The 22,988-nt window shown below is 75.1% G+C and carries 11 protein-coding genes; 4 read left to right on the top strand and 7 right to left on the bottom strand.

Features of this window, described 5'->3' with window-relative positions; genetic code table 11:
- The 3 genes from WMF28_RS33260 to WMF28_RS33250 form a co-directional block, all read right to left on the bottom strand.
- Positions 1-369, bottom strand: coding sequence for a VOC family protein (locus tag WMF28_RS33260; protein WP_437597481.1), 369 nt, complete (start codon positions 367-369; stop codon positions 1-3).
- 189 nt (positions 370-558) lie between these two features.
- Positions 559-1,089 carry a hypothetical protein gene (locus WMF28_RS33255; protein WP_437597479.1) on the bottom strand — a complete coding sequence of 177 codons (531 nt, stop codon included), beginning with the start codon at positions 1,087-1,089 and terminating at the stop codon, positions 559-561.
- Between the two features lie 455 nt (positions 1,090-1,544).
- The gene (locus WMF28_RS33250) at positions 1,545-2,228 is read right to left on the bottom strand and encodes a hypothetical protein (RefSeq protein WP_437597478.1); all 684 of its coding nucleotides are present in this window, start codon (positions 2,226-2,228) and stop codon (positions 1,545-1,547) included.
- A gap of 614 nt (positions 2,229-2,842) precedes the next feature.
- Here WMF28_RS33250 and WMF28_RS33245 point away from each other — a divergent pair.
- Together WMF28_RS33245 and WMF28_RS33240 are read left to right on the top strand one after the other, a co-directional pair.
- Complete coding sequence (locus WMF28_RS33245) at positions 2,843-15,061, top strand: tetratricopeptide repeat protein (protein ID WP_437597477.1); 12,219 nt, start codon at positions 2,843-2,845, stop codon at positions 15,059-15,061.
- Positions 15,062-15,425: 364 nt separating this feature from the next.
- Positions 15,426-15,764 carry an HU family DNA-binding protein gene (locus tag WMF28_RS33240; RefSeq protein ID WP_129578885.1) on the top strand — a complete coding sequence of 113 codons (339 nt, stop codon included), beginning with the start codon at positions 15,426-15,428 and terminating at the stop codon, positions 15,762-15,764.
- Positions 15,765-15,952: 188 nt separating this feature from the next.
- On the opposite strand, the gene WMF28_RS33235 is transcribed toward WMF28_RS33240, so the two are convergent.
- Complete coding sequence (locus WMF28_RS33235) at positions 15,953-16,555, bottom strand: hypothetical protein (RefSeq protein ID WP_437597476.1); 603 nt, start codon at positions 16,553-16,555, stop codon at positions 15,953-15,955.
- Between the two features lie 188 nt (positions 16,556-16,743).
- The gene (locus WMF28_RS33230; protein ID WP_437575114.1) at positions 16,744-17,022 is read right to left on the bottom strand and encodes a hypothetical protein; all 279 of its coding nucleotides are present in this window, start codon (positions 17,020-17,022) and stop codon (positions 16,744-16,746) included.
- Positions 17,023-17,293: 271 nt separating this feature from the next.
- Here WMF28_RS33230 and WMF28_RS33225 point away from each other — a divergent pair, with 271 nt between their 5' ends.
- Positions 17,294-18,112: a hypothetical protein gene (locus WMF28_RS33225; protein WP_437597475.1), complete on the top strand. Its 819-nt coding sequence runs from the start codon at positions 17,294-17,296 to the stop codon at positions 18,110-18,112.
- Positions 18,113-18,190: 78 nt separating this feature from the next.
- Here the strand turns inward: WMF28_RS33225 and glyA are convergent, their stop codons facing one another.
- Positions 18,191-19,462, bottom strand: a complete 1,272-nt coding sequence (gene glyA / locus WMF28_RS33220; RefSeq protein ID WP_437597474.1) for a serine hydroxymethyltransferase — start codon at positions 19,460-19,462, stop codon at positions 18,191-18,193.
- Positions 19,459-20,823: a dihydrolipoamide acetyltransferase family protein gene (locus WMF28_RS33215; RefSeq protein ID WP_437597473.1), complete on the bottom strand. Its 1,365-nt coding sequence runs from the start codon at positions 20,821-20,823 to the stop codon at positions 19,459-19,461. The genes glyA and WMF28_RS33215 overlap by 4 nt, the downstream gene beginning before the upstream one ends.
- Positions 20,824-21,106: 283 nt before the next feature.
- On the opposite strand from WMF28_RS33215, the gene WMF28_RS33210 reads away from it, so the two are divergent.
- Positions 21,107-22,903, top strand: a complete 1,797-nt coding sequence (locus WMF28_RS33210) for a glycosyltransferase family 39 protein (RefSeq protein WP_437597472.1) — start codon at positions 21,107-21,109, stop codon at positions 22,901-22,903.
- Positions 22,904-22,988 lie beyond the last annotated feature (85 nt).

Genomic DNA, 22,988 nt, shown 5'->3' with positions numbered 1-22,988 from the left:
TCATGCGCTCTTCCTGAGCTCGTGCAAGATGATGGTGTTGCCTTCGGTGTCTTGCATGACCGCCATGCGGCACACCGGCGATTGCACGTCGTCGGCCATGAACTCCACGCCTTCGCTCTTGAGCCGCGCGACGAGCACGTCCAGGTCTTCGACCTCGAACGCGATGCTCGCGCCGCCCGGCGCGGCAGCCGACTTCGGATCGGGGTGATTGAACAGCGCCAGGCAGCCGCCGCCCGGCAGGTCATATTCGGTCCACACCCCGTTGTCCGAGTGGCTGCCCACGCGCAGGCCGAGCGTGCCTTCGTAGAAAGCGCGAGCGCGCGGCGTGTCCTTCACCGGAAACATCGTAAATGCCACTTTCTTCAGCATGAAGCCCTCCAACGCGTCGTGGACCGGCAGGCTACCCACCGCCAGGCTACCGGCTCCACTGCGCAGAAGATATCCGATCGCGACGTCGGTGAGGCCCGCGGGCGTGAGCGCGCTCGGGAGCAGGAGGCGGAGCGCCCCGCGAGCGGCCCGAGGTGGGCAGCGGCCCGCGAGGCGCGCCGCGCGGCGGCGTCAGGGCTGGGTGGCGCCCTGGCCTTCTTCCTCGTCGCCGCCGGCGAGATCCGGGCACTTTTGCGAGATCAGATCGCACGCCGGGATGGGCGCCTCCAGGTCGGTCTCGGTGGAAGCGCACGTGAGCGCCCGGACCTGCGTGACGTGCGCGAGCAGGCACGCCTCGTATTCGGCCACGGTCGCGGTGCAGCCCGTGCGCGCTTCGGCCGGCGGCAGACAGCTCTCCGCAGGCGCCGGGGCCTCGTCCGCCCGCGGCTGCTGGGCCTCGGCCATGCACTTCTCCTTCACCACGCTGCACACCCCTCCGACCGTGGACCACAGCATGCCGACGAACTCACATGTGTCCTCCTTGGAGAGCGAGAGGCTCGGCGTGAGCGACTGGCACGCGGACTCGACATCTGTGGTCGTGAGGTCCTTGAGTTGCTTGCTGCTCACATCGGCGGGTATCGGAGCGGCCGCAACGTCCTTGCCGCCCCAGAGGACGAGCGACAGGAAGGCCGAGAGTGCTCCGAATCGAATCAGTCGGTTCATTCGTTCTCTCCCTTGTAGTAGCGGCCGCCTCCGGCCGCGGAGGGGCTCGGGAGCAACCGACGTACCGGGGGCCCCGTTGTGCACGATGGGACCGCGCGCGCCCGGCGCGGCAGGGCGGGCGGCGACGGAGATCCATTCGCCCTCCAAGCTTCCCGCCTTCCTCGTCGGGCGCTCTGGCGAGATCCCATGAGATCCACCTTGCCGGCCTGTGAGCCCGCGCGCGCTGGCCGGGCGGGCAGGATGGGCACAGGGCTGCTCGCCTCCTGGAGGGGGACAGAACACCGGGGACGGCCCCAGAGGAGAAGAGATTGAGCCGCCAAGGCGCCAAGGGCGCAAAGAAGAGAATTTCTGGGCTCTGTCGGCGTCCCTGGCGTCTTGACGGCTTCAACTCCGGGCGCTGTAGCCGGTGAGGCCGAGCGCCGCGCCGGAGCGACGGAGGGCCCGGGCGCCCGCCGTCAGGCGAGCTCGCGCTCGCCGCCCGGATACACGAAGGAGTCGCGGGGCGAGTACCACGAGGCGCTCTTCACCACCTGGATCGGGCTCCCGGGGCGCAGGGCGTACACCGGATGATCCTTCGCGAGGAACTCGACGGACAGGAGCTCGTAGGGGTCGGCCATGTCCGCGATATAGGGGTAGTTGCCGGCGACGAGCCGATCCCCGATCTTCGTCACGTAGGTGAGGTGGCCGCGCGCGACCACGCCGATCTTGTTGCCGACGTGCGCCCGCGTCCGGATGATGGGCACACCGTCCACCGAGGTGGTCGCCACGAGCTCCCTGCCGTGCAGCTCGAGCGTCGTCGACCCGGGCGACGCCGGCACGCCGCGCTCGCTCACGTACCGGCGCACGGCGTCGGAAGAGTTGAAGTAGTGCGTGAAGAAGCGGGCCGGGCCCGCGCCGTCCGGCGTCGTGTGACCCGCGAGATCCAGCCCCAGGTAGGTGAGCGAATACGCTCCGAAGCCGGAGGTCTGCTCCGGCTTGTCGACAACGTACTGGTTCATGTAAATGGCCCTGTTCGCGGCGGGCGTGAGTCCGTTCGGCAAGAGCGCCGCGGCGGCGTCCGGATCGGCTGGAACCCAGCTCGAATAGAGCATGCGGCTATCGATGACCATCTGCGGCGCGGCGAGCTTCGACTCCGACATGGTGCTGTCTTTCTCCCCCCCCGGGAAGGACGAGCACTATCACAATCCGCCGCCCGGCGATCCGCAGCGGTCAGGGGGAGAATACGGAGACCGGTGTCGTCGAAGCCGGCTCGGAGGCTTCGAAGCGAGGAGTCGGACAGGCGAACCCCATGGGATGAGCCATGCTGCGCGGCGGGCGCGATCGACGTCGGGCCGCCGTCGCTCGGGCCGTCCCGGCGCTCGAGGTGGCAAGACGGCGGCGGTGCGCCTACCCGAGCGCCGAGGCGCAGACAGCGCATCACCCCGAAGGCGCGCCCGCTGGTCGCGCGTCCCGGGCCGCCTCGAGACGCGGCCAGGCGCCCGCGCGCGGGGCAGGCGCGGTCGCCCCACCACGCCTCACCGCATCTCTGTACCTCTGCCCCGGCCATGCGTCGCCGCGCTCCCGCGCGCCGCGCAACGCCGCCTCCGGCGGTTGAGCCCGCCCCGCCCGCGCCCGGCCCCCGATCGCCGAGCCCATTTGGGAAACGCTCCTGTTACCTTGGGCGACGCTCCGCAGCGCACTGCGGGCGCAGGTTCGACGGCAGCGCCGGCACGCCGGCGCCTTGCCCCATCGCCAGCCGAGGTCCGGATCCAACATGCAGCAGGACACGAAGACCGCGCGCGTCTCGTTTCGTATCGACAACCTCGAAGCTGCGCTCGAGCAGGGGATCGACAACGAAGCAGCCGCGATCGACGTGCTCGTGGCCGCCGCGGCGAAGGGAAGCCCGCACCCCGAGCTGTGGGCGAAGCTCCACGAGTCCGCCGCGCACCACGACCGGTTCTCCGAGCTCGCGTTCGCGTACGAGCGCTTCGCCAGCGAGCGGCGGTTCGGGATGCTCCCGCAGGCCGCCCAGGCCGAGGTCCTCGTCCACGCCGCCGAGTTCCTCGCCGACTTCTTCGGCGACCCCGGCGGCGCTCGCCCCTACCTCGAGCGCGCTCTCTCCGTCCTGCCCTCACACCACGAGGCCTTCGTCCGCCTCGAGCGCATCCTCAAGGAGGCGAACGAGCCGCCCAAGCTCGCAGACCTCTACGCCCTCGCCGCGGGCTACCGCGCAGACCGCGCCGAGCAGCTCGCGCTGCTCCGCCGCGCCTACGAGCTCGTCGAGGCCAGCCCGAAAGAAGAGGAGCGCGCGGTCAAGCTGCTCCAGCAGATCCTCAGGACCGACCCCGGCGACTCGTCGGCGCGCTGGGCGCTCGAGGCGCGCTACGCGCGCGCCGGGCGGCTCCAGGAGATCGCGAGGATACTCGAGCCGGCGCTCGCCGCGGAGACGCCGCCGCCCGACGCGCTCGAGATCCGCGCGCGGCTCATCGACCTCTACAGCGGCCCGCTCAAGGAGATCGAGCGGACGCTGCCGCACATCGAGGAGGTGCTCGCGCAGAACCCGGGCCACCAGGCCGCCTTCCGCGTCGCAGAGGCCCTGCTCGGGCGCAAGACCGTCGTCGTGCGCGCGGCCGCGGCGCTCGAGTCCGCGCACGCGCGGCGCGGGAGGTCGCAGGACGCGGCGCGCATGATGGCCCTCCAGATCGAGAACCTCCGCGGGCCGCGCCGCGTCGAGGTGCAGAAGCGGCTCGTCGAGCTGCAGTTCCAGAGGCTCGGCGATCTCGCGGCGGCGTTCTCGCTGTCCGAGCAGATCCTCGCGGTCGACCCGTCCGACGAGGCCGTGCGCGAGCGCTTCCTCGCGCTCGCGTCGGTGCTCGACCGCCGGGTCGACGCGGCGCGCGTGCTCATGCGCGCCGCGTCCGGCGCCAAGGACAAGCCGCTCCGGGCGCACATCGCCGCCGAGCTCGGCGAGCTGTACGACGGCCTCGGGGAGGGCCGGAAGGCGCGCGCGTCGTTCCAGCAGGCGCTCGACGGCGAGCCCGACGCCGCGGCCGTGCTGCGGGCGGCCCGCGGGCTGGCGAAGCTCTGCGAGCGCGAGCGCGACGCGCGCGGGCTCGCCGGCGCGCTCGCGCGGCTCGCCGAGGCCGAGACGGAGGCCGAGGCGCGCGAGGCCGCGGCGGAGCAGCTCGCGCGCCTCCACGAGGAGGAGCTCAACGACGCCGCGGGCGCGATCGCCGCCTACCGCAAGCTCGCGGAGGCGGGCTCCTCGCGCGAGCCGCGCGCCCTCGCCGCGCTCGAGCGGCTGTACGAGGCCGCGGCCGCGCACGAGGGCCTCGCGTGGGTCCTCGAGCGGCGCGCCGAGACGGAGCCGGACCGCCGCGCGGCGCGGGAGCTGGCGTTCCGCGCGGCCGACCTGCGCACCCGGCTCGCCGACCTGCCGGCCGCCGTCGCCGCCTGGCGCCGCTACCTCGCGTCGTTCGGGGCGTCGCGCGAGGCGCACGCGCGGCTCATCCCGCTGCTCGAGCAGGAGCGGCGCTGGGCCGAGCTCGAGGCGCTCCTCGAGGCCGAGGCCGAGCTCGCGACCGGGCAGGAGCGCGCCTCGGTCCTGGGCCGGATCGGCGCGATCCGCATGGCGCGGCTCGACGATCCGGCCGGCGCGATCGCCGCGTACCGCGAGGCGCTCGCGCTCGATCCGACCGATCGGCCGAGCCGGGTTGCGGTCGAGAAGATGCTGGGCCCGCCCCCGGGCAGCGGCGCCGGCGGCGTGGACGCCTCCCCGTCGCGGCAGAGCGCCTACCTCCTGCTGTCCGACGATCAGCGGCTCGCGGCCTGCGCGCTGCTGGAGCCGATCGCGCGCGCGGAAGGCGCGGCGCAGCTCCTCGTGCGCGTGCTCGAGACCAGGGCGGAGATCGCGCCCGTCGCGTGGGCCCCGGGCGCGGCCGCGCCGGCGCCGGCTGACGTCTCGGGCAGGCTCGCGGCGCTCGAGGAGGCGGCCTCCGTCGCCGAGCGCGAGCTCAGGGATCCGAAGAGGGCGCTCGATCTGGCGGCGCGCGGGCTCTCGCTCGCGACCGCGGCCGCGCCCGAGCAGCTCGCCCGGTGGGTCGCCGAGGTCGAGCGGATGACCGAGCACGGCAGCGAGTCCGCGCGGCGCGCGCCGACGCTCGCCGGGGCGCTCGGGGATCGCGCGGTGGACAGCGCGGCGCTGTCGCACCTCGCGCGGCGAGCGGGCGAGGCGCTGCTCGCGCGCGGCGACGTGGCGCAGGCGCTCGCCCTCTACCGGCGGGCGCTCGCCTTCGAGCCGTCGTCGCGCGAGCTCATCGCGCGGGTCGACGCGCTCTTGCGCGAGCAGGGCAGCCCCGAGGAGCGGCTCGCGCTCTACCGCGAGGCGCTCGCACAGCCGTGCCCGCCCGCGCGGCGGCGCGAGCTCCTGCACGCGATCGGCACGATCCAGCGCCGCGACGTCGGCGATCTCTCCGGGGCGGCCGCGACGTACCGCGCGGCCATCGAGGACGACCCGGGCGACGACGCGGCGTACGAGGCGCTGCTGGAGACGTACGCGGCGGGCGGCGCGTGGGACGCGCTCTACGACGCCCTGGCTGAGCGGCTCCCGGGCGCCCCGCCCGACGAGCGCGTCGCGCGCGAGCTGCGCATGGCCGAGGCGGCGGCGAAGGGCGGGAAGGTCCCGAGCGCGGTCGCGCACTACCGCGCGATCCTGTCGGGCGGCGCGGCGCTCGAAGGCGCGGCGCTCTCCGCGATGGAGGCGCTCGCGCTGTCCACCGGCGACGCCGCGCTGCTCCGCGAGGTGCTCGAGCGGCGGGTCGCCGCCTCGGCCGATCCGCAGGACGAGGCGCTCTGGCTGGAGCGGTTCGGCGAGTTCTCGGCGTTCGGCATCGGCGCTGTGGGCGCCGCGGGCGCTGCGGGCGGCGCGGGTGCTGCGGGCGGCGCGGAAGCCGGCGATGCAGACGCCCAGGGCGCTGCGGGCGCCGCTGCTGCGCGCGCCACCCCGGCCCCGGGCGACCTCGACGCCGCGGTGGCGGCCTGGCTGCGCGCCGCCGCGCTCGCCGAGGGGCCGCTCGCGGATCCGGAGCGGGCGCAGAAGCTCTACGAGCGCGTGCTCTCCGTCTCGCCGCGGCACCGCGACGCCGCCGGCCGCCTCGCGGCGCTCTACCGCGGGCAGGGGGCCTGGGCTCGGCTCGCCGCCGTCTGCGAGGTCCTGCTCGACACAGCGACGACCGACGAGGACGCGCTCTCCGCGCTCGCGGCCCTCGAGGACGCGGCGATCCGGGCGCGCGCGACGTCGCGCTTCGTCGACGCCGCGCTCGATCTCCGCGATCGCATGAGGGCCGAGGGGGAGGGGGGCGCGCCCGCCGGCAAGACGGCGGCGGCGCGGGTCCGCGCGATCGACGCCGCCCTCGCGCGGGTGCTCGCCGCCGATCCCGACCGGCAGGACGACGCCGCGTCCGTCTACCGGCGCCTGCTCTCGCCGCCCGGCGGCGGCGACGCCGCGCAGAGATCGCTCGACCCCGCCGCGCTGGAGGCGTTCCGCGCGTTCCTCGCGCAGAGCCCGGACACGCTCGCGCGCCGCGTGGACCGTCGCTGGCTCTTCACGCTCCTCGTGGAGCGCGCGCCCGAGGGCGAGCGCCTCAGGGCGCTCTCCGCGTGGGCCGCGTGGGAGGAGGAGCACGGCGACCGCGCGGCGGCCGCGGCGCTCTACGCCCGGCTGGTCGAGGCGGATCCCGAGAACGACGACGCGCTCGCGGCGCGGGGGCGCCTCCTCGCCGATCTCGGCGACCACGAGGGCGCGGCGGAGGTGCTCGCGATGCGCCGCGATCGCAGCGAGGGCAGCGCGCGCGTGGCGCTCGACGTCGAGCTCGCGACGCTCCTGCTCGATCAGCTGGATCGGCCGGCGGAGGCGCTCGACGCGGTCGCGCCCGCGATCGAGGCCGGGACGATCGACCCCGCGGTGCTCGAGATCGCGGAGCACGCGCTGGGGCGCCCCGAGACGCAGGCGCGCGCCGCGCTGCTGCTCGAGCGGGCGTGCGACGCGCTCGACGATCCCGAGGTGCGCGTCGCGTTGCTCGAGACGCTCCTCGCGAGCTCGCCAGCGCCGCTCCCGCCGGGCGAGGCCGCGCCGGGCTCCCCGCGCGGCGCGCTCGACGCGGGCAGCCTCGCGTCCGCGCAGCGCGCCGCCGTCCGCCGCGGCTGGTTCGAGCGCCTGCTCGAGCACCACGAGGGCGACGCCGCGCGGGGCCTCGAGGTCGCCCTGCGCGCGGTCTCGGAGCTGCCGGGCGAGCTCGCCCTCTGGGATCGGCTCGAGGAGCTCGGCCGCCGGGCGAAGCAGCCCGAGCGCGTCGCGGCCGCTCACGCCGCGGCGCTCGACGACGCGGGCGCGGCGCTCCCGCCCGACGTCATCGAGGAGATCGGCCGGCGGGCCGTCGAGCACCACGAGGAGTGGTTCGACGCGCCGGAGGCCGCCCTCGCGCTGCTCCGCCGGCTCGTCGAGCTCGTGCCGGGCTCGCTCTGGGGCTTCGAGCGGCTCAAGCTCGCCTACAACGCGGCCGAGCGCTGGGAGGACCTCTTCGCGCTCTACGACGTGATGCTCGAGCGCACCACGGTGCCCGACGAGCGCATCTTCCTCCTGGAGGACGCCGCGGCGGTCGCGCGCGATCTCGCCGGCGATGGCGAGCGCACGATGCGCTACCTCGAGCAGCTGCTGCCGCTCCAGGACGACGCGCGCACCCGCGCCGCGCTCGAGCGGCTCTACGAGCGGCACGGCAGGCACCGGCCGCTCATCGATCTCCTGACGGCCGAGCTGCCGAGGCTCTCCGGCGAGGGCGCGGAGCGGCTCCGCGAGCGCATCGCGCTCCTCTGGATCGAGGGGGTCGGCGACGCGGCGTCGGCGCTCCCCGTGGTCGAGCAGCTCCTCGACGCGTGGCTCTCGTCGCGCGCGTCCCGCGCGAACGACGCGCCCCGCGCCGCCTTCGCGCTGCTCGAGCGGATCCTCGGGGCGATCCCGGCCGAGCAGGCGCCCGCCGGCGAAGCGGGCGCGCTCGCCGCGCGCGCGGCGCGGCAGCGGTCGGCCGTCCTGCTCGCGAAGCACCACCGCGAGGAGGGGCGGCCGGAGGACCTCGTGCGCGTGCTGGAGATCCAGCTCGATGGCGCCGACGTCGACGACCGCCCGGCGCTGCTGCGCGAGATCGTGCGGCTCCGCCGCGACGCCCTCGGCGACGAGCCGGGCGCGTTCGCGCGGCTCGCCGAGCTCGTCGAGCTCAGGCCGTCGGACGCCGGCGATCGCGCCGAGCTCGCCGAGCTCGCCGAGCGCCTCGGCCGGCACGACCGCCTGGCCGAGGTCCTCGCCGCGGCCGAGCCGCGCGCCGGCGACCCGCAGCAGGCGCTCGCGCTCGTCCGTGACGCCGCGCTCCTCCGCCGCGACCGGCTCCGCGACGCGGACGGCGCGATCGCGCTCTTCCGCCGGCTCTTCTCGCTGGCCGAGCGCCACGGCGACGCCGCGGCCGCGCGGGACGCCGCCCGCGCGCTCGATCGGCTCTTCGCCGAGGGCGACCGCATCGCCGAGCGGTGCGACGTGCTCGACACGCTCGCCGCGATCGAGACGGACCCGGCGGCGCGGCGCGAGGCCCTGGGCGAGCTCGCGCGGCTCGCCTCGTCGCGGCTCCACGACGAGGCGCGGGCGATCGCGGCGTACTCGGCGCGCCTCACCGACGACCGCCAGGACCTCGAGGCGCTCGACGGGCTCGCGATCCTCCTCGAGGAGGGCGGGCGCTACCGGGAGCTCACGGCCGTGCTGGAGCGCCGCGCGGCGGTGCGCGGCGGCGCGGGCGGCCGGCGCGATCTCGGGCGCGTCGCGCGGCTCTTCGAGCGCGAGCTCGGCGACGCGGAGCAGGCCATCGCCACCTGGCGCCGCATCCGCGAGGAGCTCGCGCCCGATCCCGAGAGCGGGGACGCGCTGGCCGCGCTCTACACGCGCGCCGAGCGCTGGGACGACCTCGTCGCGCTGCTCGAGGTCGAGGCGTCCGCGGCGGGCGCGCTCCCCGGCGGGGCCGGCGCGGCGCGCAGCGCGGAGCTCTTCCGGCGGCTCGGCGATGCGCACCGCGATCGCACGCTCGCGTGGGAGCGCGCCGTCGAGGGCTACCGCCGCGCGCACGAGGCCGAGCGGGCCGCGCGCGGCGAGGGCGGGGAGCGCGGCGAGGGCGGGGAGGGGACCGCGCACGGGTCGTCCACGGCGCGCGCGGGCCTGGAAGAGCTGCTCCGCCGCGTCGATCCGGCGTCGGCCGAGCACCGCGGCGCGCTGGTCGCCGCCGTGGGCGCGCTGCTCGAGATCTGCGCCGCCGCGGACGACTGGCGCGCAGAGGTCGCGCTGCTCGAGCCGCGGCTCGCCGCGGCCGAGGCGGACGCCGAGCGGGTCGCCATCCTGAAGGCCTCCGCGGCGCTCCTCGAGGAGCGCGGCGGCGACCGCGAGGGCGCCTTCGAGCTCGCCTTCCGCGCGTTCCTCCTCTCGCCCGGCGAGCCGCCCGAGGGCCTCCTGCGGCTCACCGATCTCGCGGGCCGCTGGCACACGATCGCCGACGCGCTCCCCGAGCTCGAGCGGCGCGGCGACGTGCCCGCCGGGGCGCTCCGCGACCTCACCTTCCGCGTCGGCCGCTGGCACCGCGACGCGCGCGCCGACGCGGACGCGGCCGAGCGCGCGTTCGAGCGAGCGCTCCTCCACGACCCCACGAACGGCGCCATCCTGCTCGACCTCGCGGAGCTCCTCCGGCACAGGCGCGGGCCCTCGCTCGTCCCGACCCTGCTCCGGCTCGCGGCGGCGACCGGGCACGACCTCGCTCTCTACCGCGAGGCCGTCGAGACCGCGCGCGACGCGGGCGACGCGGCCCGGGCCCGCGAGATCGCCGCGGAGCTCCTCGAGATCGCCGTGCGGCGCCTCGGCGACGAGGAGGGGCAGCCTCCGGTCCCCGGCGCGTGGCCCCCCTCGCGCGCCGCGCTGTGGGCGATCGACGCGCTCCTCGGCATGCTCGCGGACGCGGGCGACAGGCCGCAGATCGTCGCGCTCTGCAGGCGCGGCGCCGCGCTCCCGTTCGCGTCGAGCGAGCAGCGCCGGCTCCTGCGCGTCGCGGCCGAGGCGGCGGAGCCCGAGGCGGCGATCGCCCTCTACAGCGGGCTCTTCGAGGACGACCCGGCGGACGAGCCGGTCGGCGAGAGCCTCGCGGCGCTCCTCCGGACGGCCTCGCGGCGCGAGGAGCTCGTGCGCCTGCGCGAGCGGCAGATCGAGGTCTCGGTCGATCTCGATCGCCGCGTCGCGCTCCGGTACGACGCCGCGGAGCTCCTCTCGGACACCGTGCGCGCCGCCGAGGCGATCGCGCTGCTCCGCCGGAACCTCGCGGAGAGCCCGGGGCACGCGGCGTCGATCGACAAGCTCGCCTCGCTCCTCGAGGCGGGCGGGCTGCACCGCGAGCTCATGCTGCTCCGTGAGGAGCAGGCGGCCGCGTGCGAGGCGGTCGGCGCCGGCCCGGTGGCCGCCGAGCTCTGGCTCCAGGCGGCGTCCCTCGCCGAGCACGAGCTCAACGAGCCGGAGCGCGCGATCGCGAGCTACGGCCGCGCCGCGGAGATCGGCTCCGTCGAGGCGCTCGACGCCCTCGCCCGGCTGCTCGCGCGCCGCGGCGAGCACGCGGCGGCCGCCGAGGCGCTCGAGCGGCTCTGCGCGGGCGCGCCGCCCGAGGAGCTCCACCAGGCCGCGCTCCGTCTCGCGGACGCGTGCCTCGCCGCCGGCGAGCCCGACCGCGCCCGCGCCGCCCTCGAGCGGGCGGTGCCCCACGCCGCGCAGCCCGCGCCGCTCCGCGAGCGGCTCGCGTACCTCTACCGCGCGTCGGGCGCGTGGAGCGCGCTGGCCGAGCTCATCGCGGGCGACGCCGCGCGCGCCGACGAGGCGCCGGCCCGGCTCTCGCTCCTCCGCGAGGCCGCGGACCTCTACCTCACGCGCGGCGGCTCGCCCGCCGCCGCGATCCCGCTGTTCGACGAGGCCATCGTCCTCGCCCCCGACGACCTCTCGCTGCGCCTCGCGCGGAGCCGCGCCCTCTCCGCCGCGGGCAGGACCGACGACGCGACCGCCGCCCTGCGCGCGATCATCGCCGATTTCGGCAATCGCCGCCCCAAGGAGCGCGCGTTCGTCCATTACGAGCTCGCCCGCGTCGCCCTCGCCACGGGCGACCGCGCCCGCGCGATGGCGGAGTTCGACCTCGCGCTGCGCGTCGATCCCGCGCACCCCGATGCGCTCCACGGCCTCGCCGGCCTCGCCCTCGAGGACGGCCAGCTCGAGCGCGCGCACCGCGCCTACCGCGCGCTGCTGCTCGTCGTGCGCCGGCCCCGCGACGAGGGCGAGGGGCTCGTCGGCGCGCGGCGGAGCACGATGCCGCCGATGCGCTCCAGCATGGCCCTCCCGGCCGCGACCTCGTTCAGCCGGGCCGAGGTCCTCCTCGCGCTCGGCGAGATCGCGCGGCGGCAGGGGGCGCCTGATCGCGAGGTGGAGTACGTCGAGTCCGCCTTCGAGGCGGCGCGCGAGAGCGACGCCGAGCACGAGAAGCTCCTCGCCGCGCTGCGCGCCCGCGGGCGCCACGACCTGCTCGCCCGCGCGCTCGAGGCGCGGCTCGCCGGCCCGGCCCTCGAGCCCGCCGGGGACGCCGCCGCGGCGCTCGGTGAGCTCGCGTCGCTCTACGAGGGGCCGCTCGATCGCCTGGAGCCCGCGCTCGCGGCCCGCCTGCGCGCCCTCGATCTCACGCCGGGCGCGGGCCCCGCCCACGACGCCGCCCTCGAGCTCGCCGGCCGCCTCGATCAGACGCGCCGGTACCTCGACCTCGTCGAGCGGCTCGTCGCGCGGGCGGCCGGCGAGCCGTACGAGAACGCGCTCCTGCTCCGCTTCGGCCGCGCCCTCGAGCTCGCGCCGGACAGCCAGGAGCGCGCCGCGGCCGTCTACCGCCGCGCCGAGGCGAAGATCGCGGCCGGCGGGCCCTCTGCCGGCCGCGAGGCGGGCGTCGACGTCGAGTCGCTGTGGCGCTCCCTGGAGGCCCTCTACGCGCGCCTCGGCGACCGCCCGGCGCAGGCCGACGTCCTCCGCAAGCGCATCGCCCACGCCGACGCCGCGCGCGCCGAGGGCCCGCCGGCCGCCCCCGCGAACCGCCCGGATCGCGCCGAGCCGCGGTACCGCCTGGCCACGCTGCTCGCGTCGGACCCGGCGGAGGTCGATCCGGCGATCTCGCTCCTCGAGGAGGCGCTCGATCTCCACGCCGATCCGGACCGCGCCGAGGCGATCCTGCGGGACGCGCTGCGCACCGATCCGAGGAACCCGCGCGCGATCCGCCTCTTCGAGGGCCTCGCCCGGCAGAGCGGGCGCCCGCGCGCGCTCGTGGACGCGCTGCTCCTCCTCGCGGAGATCGAGGGCCCCTTCGTCCTCGAAGAGGCGGTCCGCACCGCCCGGGCGTTCGGCGACCGCGAGCAGGCCGAGTCGATCTTGCAGCGCATCGTCGGCCCGGGCGCGCCGCCCGCGTCCGACCCGCCCGGCGCCGCGTGGGCGCTCGTCGCGCTGGCCGAGCTCCGCGAGGAGGCCGGCGATCTCGCGGCCGCCGCGTGGCTGTGCGAGCGCGCCGCGCGCGCCTCGGAGCCCGAGGACGAGCGCGCGCTGCTCCTGCACGCCGCGGAGCTCGCCGCGAGCCCCCTCGACGACCTCTCCCGCGCCGCGCGCCTCTACGAGGAGCTCCGCGCCCGCGAGCCCGCCGAGCGCGAGATCTGGATGCCCCTCGCCGGCGTGTACCGCCGGAGCGGCGACGCCGCGCGCCTCTCCGCGCTGCTCGAGGACACGGTCCCCCTCGTCGACGACCTCTCCGAGCGCTGCGCGCTGCGCCTCGAGCGCGCGCGCCTCCTCGCGCCGGAGTCGCCGGCCGAGGCGGCGCTCCTGCTCCGCGACATCCTCGACGAGGACCCGACCCAGGTGGAGGCCGCCATCCTCCTCGCCACGATGCTCGAGGAGGCCGGCCGCACCGAGGAGCTCGGCGAGCTCTTCGCCCTGCAGCTCGACGCCGCGAAGGACCGCGCCGACGTCGCCTCGATCGCGTCGATCTCGATGCGCCTCGGCGCCCTCCTCGAGCAGCGCGGCGACGATCGCGGCGCGCGCGACGTCTACCTCGGGGCGGTGGACTGGGACGCCGCGAACCGCGACGTCCTGCGCGCCCTCGTGCGCCTCGGCCGGAAGCGCGACAACGCCGACGATCTCGTCGACTCGCTCGAGAAGCTCCTGCGCATCGAGCAGGGCGGCGAGGCGGCCCAGCTCGCGCTGGAGCTCTCCGAGCTGCACGGCGCGCGCGGGGACGACGCCGCCGCCGAGGCCGCCCTCAAGGCCGGCTACGCCGTCTGCCCCACGAGCGACCGGCTCCGCGAGGAGCTCGCGTCGCGCTACGCGGCCCGCGAGGCGTGGCACGCGCTCGCCGAGCTCCACGTGCTCACGGTGCACGTCGCCGGCACCGACGAGGCGCGCGTCGGGGCCCTCTGCCGCGCCGCCGAGATCCTCCGCGACCGCGCGGGCGACGCCGCGGCCGCGGCCGAGCTCCTCGAGCGCGCCCTGCGCGTCGCCCCCGGGGATCGCGGCGTCCTGCTCGCGCTCATCGACGCGTGCGGCGCGGCCTCCGAGCACGCCCGCGCGGCCCGCGCGCTCACGGCGACGCTCGAGGCGAGCCCGGACGACCCGTGGCTCTACCGCGCGCGGGCCGAGGTCCACGGGGCGCTCGGGCAGGGCGACCGCGCGCTCGCCGATCTCGAGCGCGCCTACGCGCTCGGCGGCGCCGAGTACGCGCTCGCGCTCGTCGCCGAGCTCGAGCGGGCGCTCGCGCGCGCGGCGGCGCGGCCCGCCGAGGCCGAGGCCGCGCCCGCCGAGCCCGCGTCGGAGGGGTCGGCGGCCGCCGCGCCGCGCGCGCTCCGGCTGCGCCTCGCCGAGATCCTCGCGCGCTCGAGCGATCTCGAGCGCGCGCGCGGCCACCTCGGCGATCTGCTCCACGTCGACTCCAAGGATCGCGCGGCGCTCAAGGCGCTCGCCGGCCTCGAGGAGTCCGCCGAGCGGTGGGACGCCGCGAGCGCCGTCTACCGCCGGCTCATCGCGCTCGAGGAGGGCGACGCCCTCGTCGCCACCGCGCTCCGCCTGGCGGGCGCCTGCGCGCGCGCCGGCCACCTGAGCGACGCCCGCGGCGGCCTCGAGCGCGCGCGCCGCGCCGCGCCGGGCAACGCCGAGATCCGCGATCGCCTGCGCGCGCTCTACGCCGAGATCGGCGCGAGCCGCGAGCTCGCCGCCATCACGCTGGAGGACGCCGCGGCCGCGTCCGACGTGGCCGGCCGCTTCACCCTCCTCGTCAAGGCTGGCCGCTTGCTCCTCGACGTCGGCGACGGGGCGCAGGCGGCCCCGGTGCTCCGCGAGGCGCGCTCTCTCCGCCCGGAGGATCACGAGGTTGCCCTCCTGCTCGTGGACGCCCTGACGGCCGCGGGCAGCCCCAAGGAGGCGCGCGCGATCACCTCCGAGCTCATCGTCGCCGGCAAGGGGCGCCGCTCGCGGCTCCTCGGCGCCGTCTACCACCGCCTCGCGCGGATCGAGGACGCCGAGGGGAATTTGAGCGAGTCGCTCACTGCGCTCTCGAGGGCGCTCGAGAACGACCCTCAGAACGGCGAGCTCGCCATGGCGCTCGGCGAGAGCGCGCTCGGGCTGGGGGAGCAGGACCTCGCCGCGCGCGCCTACCGCGCGGTCACCCTGATGAAGATTGCCCCCGAGCCCGGCGAGGGCGGCACCACGCTCGCCGCGCGCGCGCTCGCCTATTACCACCTCGGGGCGATGGCGTTCGCGGCCGGCGACCGCCGCAAAGCGCGCCTGATGCTCGACAAGTCCGTCTCCGAGGACGGATCGCTCGAGGCGGCCCGGGCGCTCCTCGACGAGCTGCGCGCCAGCTAAACCCCCCTCCCGCCCGTCTCCGCAGGTATGCCCAGGTCGCGGTGGCCGCCCTCGGGGCCGCCCGAGGCGGCGCGCCGGCGGCGCGGTGCCGCCCGTTTCCAGCGGCATTTTGCGGCTTTCTGGCATCTCGACGGCGCCTCTCCGGTCCACGGCGACGCCGCGCCGCCGGCCCTCCCAGCGGCTCGTTCCCCCCTCTGGGGCGCCGCTCCGGCGCGGCCTTTCAGGGGTCCGCGCGATGCCCGCTCTCAGAAATCGCGTTTTCTCCCCGCATTTTTGTCTTTTTTTGTCCTGAGTCGTGTGTAAGGTTCACTAAGGCTGTGCGCGACGAGGTGTCGCGCGCGGGCTCATGTCCCAGGAGAGTGCCATGGCAACTAAGAAGACGGCCGGGGGCGGCGCGAAGAAGACGTTGAGCAAGAGCGGCCTGATCCAGGCCATCACCGAAGCTGCCGGTGATGAGCTGAGCCGCAAGCAGGTGAAGAACGTTCTCGAGTCCCTCATCTCGATCGGTCATCGCGAGCTGAAGAAGTCGGGCGTGTTCACGCTCCCCGGCTTTGCGAAGTTCCGGGTGGTCAAGCGCCCTGCGACGAAGGCGCGCCAGGGGATCAACCCGTTTACCAAGCAGCCGATGACCTTCGCCGCGAAGCCGGCGAGCAAGTCGGTCCGCGCTCGGCCGATCAAGGCCATCAAGGACGCGCTCCTGTAGGCATACGGATCTCCAGCGGAGCGCAGGGCGGCCACGGCGACGTGGCCGTTCTTGCTCCATGGCCTCGCGCCGGCCTCGGGGCGCCGCGGGCGTGTCCGGGGCGGGGCCCGGCGCCGCCGGCCTGATCCCGCGCCGGGGGGCCGGGCAGCGGCGGAGCCGCCGCCCGCGCCGTCACGTCGCTTCGTGCGTCATTTCTTGCGGCTGTAGGCCTGCGCTGCCACTGGACCCGATCCGGTGCGTGCCTTGACAACCAGCTTCACCGTCGCCGGGATGGGGAACGGCCATTGGTAGCAGCTCTGCTTGGCTCCGATGGCGGCTGTCGGGCCGGTGTCCGAGTCGACGGCGAGCACCGGTTTCAGGTTGAACGCGGCGAGCCCCGGCTGTCCTCCGGCGTTGAGGTCGAGCTCCAGCTGGAGATCGACCTCGGTGACGGTGGGGAGCGCCTGCGCCAGGAACGTGTAGCAATTGCCCGGTTGGAGCATGAAGGTCTGCCCCGAGGCCGTCTGCCCCTCGGGCACCACGTTGCACACCGGCGCCCCTTCCGGCTGCATCTTCGGCGCCTCGCCGGTGGCGCGGCCCTGGAACATGGTGGTCATCGCGAGCGACTGGACTCCATCGCAGGGCGACGCCGTGGGCACCCCGACCGTCGGCGGGACGGCGTCCGGGGGCGGGGCGGACGCTGTCGGCTGCGGGGGCGGCAGCGCCCCCGCGTCCGGGGGATCGTCCGCGAACTCCGACTCCTTGCTGCCGCCGCCGCAACCCAGCGCTGCCGCCGAGAGAGCCAGGAGCACTGCTGAACCCAACGACCTACCCGTCACCGTCATCTGCGGCCTCCTCGCGCACAGCCCTGCCGCTCGCCGCGGCTCCTCGTTCGGACAGCTGCGCTCGCGGGCGCTCATACACCCGACAGGGGCCGGGGGCTATGTGCGAGGCGTCTTCGCGCAGGCGGGCCAGCGCAGGCGGTCGCCTCTCGCGCCGATCAGCCGGACCCGCCCACGAGCTCGCGCAGGATGCACATGCGCGCCACGAGGAGCGCCTCGGGCCGGATCGCGTCGTCGAGGTACGCGGCCGAGTTCGCCTCCGCCAGCGACTCGCGCAGCATTCCCTGCTCCAGGAAGGTGACCGCGCGCCCGAGGTGCAGCCGCGCCCTGTCGGCTGCGATCCCCATGCCCGCGCTCGCCAGCATCTCTCGTTCCAGGAACCACTGCGCAAACTCTCCGGGACGATCGAGCTTCGCGCGGGAGCCTTGGTCGGTCATTCTGTAGTCTACCTCACGTTTTGCTCTCGGCCAGCCGAGCGTGGCGGCAGTGACGCTGGAAATCGTGGCAGAAGCAGCATCAATCCGCCGGACGGGCGCGATGAAAGCGAGGGCGTGACACGTCCAAAGCGACATCCGGCGGACGGCCTGGAGCCCGGTTGAGCGGGCCTCGGGGGTTCGCTCCGGGCAGCTCCCCGCGAGCGAACCGTTGCGTCGCGAGCCCGTCAGTGAGATTGAACGCGGCGTTCTGCCGGAATTCGAGGAGGTTCTTTTGCTCCGTACGATTGGCGTTCTGCCAGCCATGGTCTTCACCGCCGCCCTCGCTGCTGGTTGTCAACAGCGAGAGGCTTCCACGCCGCCGAGCTATGCGAACCAGCCCCCGCCTGGCTACTACCAGCAGCCGGGATACCAGCAGCCGGGGTACCAGCAGCCCGGCTATCAGCAGCCCGGATACCAGCAGCCCGGCTATCAGCAGCCCGGATACCAGCAGCCGCCGCCCGGGTACCAGCAGCCGGCCCCGACGCAGCCGGCCCCGACGCAGCCAGCCCCCACGCAGCCGGCCCCGGCGCCCTCGGCGCAGCCCGGCGGCTTCCCGTGGCCGTTCCCGCTCCCTGGCCAGCCGACCGACGGCCAGCCGACCGGCGGTCAGCAGCCCGCCCCGAGCGGCGGGAGCAGCACCGGCAGCGCGTCGCCGGTCGACCCGAACTTCGCTACCGCCGCGACCCTCCCGCTGAACAACCTCGCCGCGACCGAGGCGCCGGGCATGACGAAGGAGGGAGGGCCGATCGCGGGCCAGTTCACCGCCGGGCAGACGCTCGAGCAGCAGATCCAGCTGATGCCTGGCAAGTGCTACACGATCCTCGGCGTCGGCGCGGGGATCACCGAGCTCGACATCAGCCTCGTCGCGTTGACCCCGATCCCGATGGGCTCGTCGGTGCTGGCGCAGGACAACTTGACCGGCGCGAACGCCGCGCTCGGCGGCCGGGGCAACTGCTACCGCTGGTCGCTGCCCGTGGGCATCAACGCCAAGTACATCGTCAAGGCCACGGCCGGCTCGGGCGTGGCGGCTGCGCAGCTCTACGTGAAGTGACGCCGCAAAAGCACCGAGGACGCCGGGAGATCTCTCTCCGGGCGTCCTCGGGGGCTCGCCTCGTCGATCGTCGAGGTGTTACACGCGGATCCCCGGCGCCGGGAAGCCGCGGCAGAGCTCCGCGACCTCGGCGCCGATGCGCGCGATGCGCGCCTCATCGTTGATGTTCTGCGCCACGTCATCCATCCAGGCCGCCAGGCGCTCCATCTCGGCGACGCCCATGCCGCGCGACGTCACCGCCGGCGTACCGATGCGGAGCCCCGACGGGTCGAACGGCTTGCGCGGATCGAACGGGATCGAGTTGTAGTTCGCCACGATGCCCGCGCGATCGAGCGCCTGCGCATAGGGCTTCCCGGCGATCCCCTTCGGGGTCATGTCGATCAGCAGGAGGTGGTTGTCGGTCCCTCCGGTGATGAGCCGGAAGCCGCGCGACTCCAGCGCGCGCCCGAGCGCCTGAGCGTTCTCCACGATCTGCTTCGCGTAGCCCCGGAACCCGTCCTCCGCGGCCTCCTTCGCGGCGACCGCGATGGCCGCCGTCGTGTGGTTGTGCGGCCCGCCCTGGAGGCCCGGGAACACCGCCTTGTCGATCGCGCTCGCGTGCTCCTTCTTGCACAGGATCATCGCGCCGCGCGGGCCCCGGAACGTCTTGTGCGTCGTCGACGTCACCACGTCGGCGATGCCCACCGGCGACGGGTGCACCCCGCCGGCCACGAGCCCCGCGATGTGCGCGATGTCCGCCGCCAGGATCGCCCCGACCTCGTCGGCGATCGCCCGGAACGCGGCGAAGTCGAGCGTGCGCGGGTACGCCGTCGTCCCGCACCAGATGAGCTTCGGCCGGTGGGCGCGCGCAAGGTCGCGGACCTGGTCCAGGTCGATGCGGTGATCGCTCTCGCGCACCCCGTACGGGACGCTCTTGAAGTACTTCCCGGTGATGCTCACCGACCAGCCGTGGGTCAGGTGCCCGCCCGCGGGCAGGCCGAGGCCCATGATCGTGTCGTTCGCCTGCGCGAAGGCGAGGTAGACGGCCAGGTTGGCCGGGCTCCCGGAGTAGGGCTGCACGTTCACGTGGTCGGCCCCGAACAGCTTGGCCACCCGCGTGCGCGCGAGCTCCTCGACCACGTCGACCTGCTGCTGGCCCTCGTAATACCGCTTGTGCGGGTAGCCCTCGGAGTACTTGTTCGTCAGCACCGAGCCCGTCGCCTCGAGCACGGCCCGAGACACGTAGTTCTCGCTGGCGATCAGCCGGAGCGTGTCCGCTTCCCGCCGCTCTTCTTTGCGGATCAGCTCGGCGATCTCCGGATCGACCTCGTCGAGCGGCCGCAGGCCCTGCACGTCGTTCTTCACGCTCATACCTCGAACTCCCCGCGTGAAAGGATGTCGGTGACGCGCCAGAGGAACGAGTTCGCCAACACCCCGTCGATGATGCGATGGTCGTAGGACAGCGCGAGGAACATGACCGGATGGATCGCGATCGAGTCCTCCTTGTCCTTCGTGACCACCACGACGCGCTTCTTGATCTCCCCCATCCGGAGGATGCCGACGTTCGGCTGTGAGATGATCGCGCCGCCGAACAGGTTGCCCTTGAGGCCGGGGTTCGAGACCGTGAAGGTCGTGTTCGCGAGATCGTCGGCCGTGATCTTGCCCGACTTCGCCCGCCCGGCCAGCTCGTCGATGCTCCTCGCGATGCCGCGCAGCGCCAGCTCGTCCGCGTGCTTGATGCTCGGGACGATGAGGCCGCCGGGCGTGTCCACCGCCACGCCGAGGTTGACGTCGCGCAGCACCACGTACGAGTTCTCGAGCACTCGAGCGTTGAGCTCCGGGTGCTCGCGCAGCGCGCGGACGGCCGCGGCGCAGATGAAGGACAGGAACGTCAGCGACGCACCCGCCTTCTTGAACTCGTCCTTGTGCGCGTCGCGCAGCTTCGACGTCTCGTACAGGTCGACCTCGGCGACCGTCACCACGTGCGGCGACGTCACCTTGGAATAGACCATGTGGTCGGCGGTGATGCGGCGGCGCCGGCTGAAGGGCACCACCTTGTCGCCCGGCTTGGGCGAGTAGGGCGGCACCTTGTACGCGCCGAACCCGACGCCGGGCACCGGCGGCACGAACCCGCCGCTCGCCTGGATGAGCTGCGACAGCTCCGCCGCCGGGCTCGCCGCGCCTGCCGGCTGGGGCAGCGCGCTCGCCTTCGGCGCCGGCTCGGCGGTCGCGCCGTGCGCCGCGCGGATCACGTCATCGCGGGTGATCCGGCCGTGGTCGCCTGTCCCCTGCACGCCGCGCAGGTCGACGCCCGACTCGAGCGCCAGCTTCTTCGTCGAGGGGCTCGACAGCGGGCGGGCGCTCTCATCATGTCCGTTGCTGCCCTGCGCCGGGGCGCCGGCCGCGGCCACGTTCAGCGGGTGGTGCACCGGCGCAGGCGAGCCGGCTGCGGCCGCGCTCGGCGGGCGGTGCTCCGCTGTGGCCTGCGGCTCCACCGCCGCCTCGTCGATCTGGCAGAGCAGACCTTCCTTGGCGACGACGGTTCCTTCGGCCACCGCGATCCGCGCGACACGGCCGGCGGTCGGCGCCGGGATCTCCGTGTCTGCCTTGTCGGTCGCAACCTCGAGCAGCGGCTGCTCGCGCTTGACGAAATCGCCCTCACGCACGAGCCACCTCGAGACGGTCCCCTCGAGCACGCTCTCGCCGAGCTGTGGCATGCGAACATCGACCATCGCTTCTCGCTCCTCCAACGCACCCGGCCGTGAGCGCCCGTTTCTCGGGCAACGGCGGCACGGTCGTATACGCCGCCCGTCCTTCGAGAGCAACGACACAGTGTTCGCCCGCTGCGCATCCTTTTCGGGTCTATTCATCCTGCCGGTGCCCGCGCCGCGCTCAGCCGCCGGGGCCGTCTCGGCGACGGCGAGCCGTCCCCGCCGAGACGCCCGGCGCAGGAAGGCTGGAATCATGCGTCGACGCACGTAGACGCTGGCGTGCCCCAGCCGGTACAAGGGCCCGGTGCGTGACGCCGCGCCGGATGTAACCGCGGTCCCTCGTCCTCGGGCCACCTCGACCGAGAGCGCGCGCGAGGGCCTCGCCGACAGGCCGGCGCGCGTCCCGGGCTCGCAGGCGATCCATGCGATCTCGCTCGGCGCCATCGCGTTCCTGCTGCTGCAGATCCTGACCTACGGCTACGGCCGCGATCAGGGCATCTACGCGATGGTCGCGCGCGCGGTGCTCGACGGTGGCATGCCGTACCGCGACGCGTTCGACTTCAAGCCCCCCGGCATCTTCTTGATCTACGCGCTCGCGCGCGCGCTCTTCGGCCCGGCGCAGTGGGGCATCCGCGTCCTCGAGGTCCTCGCCCTCGCCGGCATGTGCCTCGCGATGACGTCGCTCGCCGGCCGCGCCTTCGGCGATCGCCGGATCGGGGTCGTCGCCGCCGCGCTCGCCGTGCTCGTGCACGCCCAGCTCGATTTCTGGCACACGGCGCAGCCCGAGTCGTTCGGCGGCGTGCTCACCGTCGTCGCCCTGCTCGTGGCCACGCCGCGTGGCCGCGCCGACGCGCCCCGTCCCGCGCCGGGCGCCGCCGCGCTGATCGCGTCGGGCGTGCTCTTCGGCGCCGCCGGGCTCCTCAAGCCGCCCCTCGCCGGCGGCGGCGTCGTGCTCGCCGCCGCGCTGGCCGCGCCCGCCCTCGTGGAGCTCGCGCGGCGCGGCTCGGCGCTCGCGCGGCGCGGCCCGGCGCGCGGCGCCGGACGGGACGAGCTCGAGGCTGCCCGGCCCGCGATCGAGGGCGCGCCGGCGCGCGCGACAGCGACCGCGCTCCTCTTGGCGGCGCTCCGGCCTGCCCTGCTCATCGCGCTGGGCGGCGTGCTCCCCGTGCTCGCCTGCGTCGCGTGGTTCGCCGCGAAGGGGGCGCTCGGCGATCTGTGGGAGGTCCTCTTCGTCTTCACGCCGCACTACACCGCGCTCGGGTGGCGCGACGCGAGCGTGCTCGACCTGGCGTGGCACGGCGTCGGCGAGTGGTTCATCCGGTATTCAGGCCCGATCGCGCTCGGGCTGGTCTGCCTGCTCGCGCTGCGCCCGGATCGCCACGAGCGGGCGGGCGTGGCGCTGCTCTCGGGCGTGATCGCCATGCACCTCGTCGGCGTGGTGATGCAGGCGAAGTTCTTCCCCTACCACTACGGCGCGACCTGGCCGCTCACCGCGATGCTCGCGGCGCTCGGCCTCTGGAAGGCATGGCTGCGCTGCGTTCGGCTCGGCGCGCGGGCGGCCGCCGCGCTCGTCGCGGTGCTCCTCGCGACCGCCTTCGCCCGCTCTGCGACAAAGGACGTGGCCGACGACTACCTCGCTCGCTGCGCCGAGCGGATCGCGCTGCTCGCCGCGGGCGCGCGGGACCAGGGCCGCCTCGATCGCCTCGCCTCGGTCGCCGACGTCAACGCCGCGGCGAACCGCGCGGTCGCGGCGTGGCTCCGCGAGCGCGTCGCGCCGGGGCGGCCCGTGTTCGTGTGGGGCTTCGAGCCGGTGGTCTACGACCTCGCCGATCGCCCGTCGGCGACGCGATACCTCTACAACGTCCCGCAGCGCGCGGCGTGGGCCCGGCAGGAGGCGCGCGACGCGCTGATGCGCGACCTCGCCGCGAGCCCTCCGACCGCGATCGTTGTCGAGCGCCACGACGTCTTCCCCTCGGTGACAGGCGACGCGCTCGACTCGCGCGACACGCTGGACGGGTTCCCGGCGCTGGCGGATCTCATCGACGATCGCTACGAGCTCGCCGTGCGCATCGAGGATTTCGAGATCTACCTGGAGCGCTGAGGGCGGGCTGGAGCGTGAGGCGGCGGCGCGGCCCGGCAGGCCGCGCTCCGCGCGCCGCGGCGGGCTCAGGGGCAGGCGTTCGGCT

The organism is Sorangium sp. So ce590 (genome assembly GCF_051521365.1).
Lineage (GTDB): Bacteria > Myxococcota_A > Polyangia > Polyangiales > Polyangiaceae > Sorangium.
The sequence above is the reverse complement of the archived record's forward strand: the minus strand, read 5'-3'. Positions and strand labels throughout refer to the sequence as shown.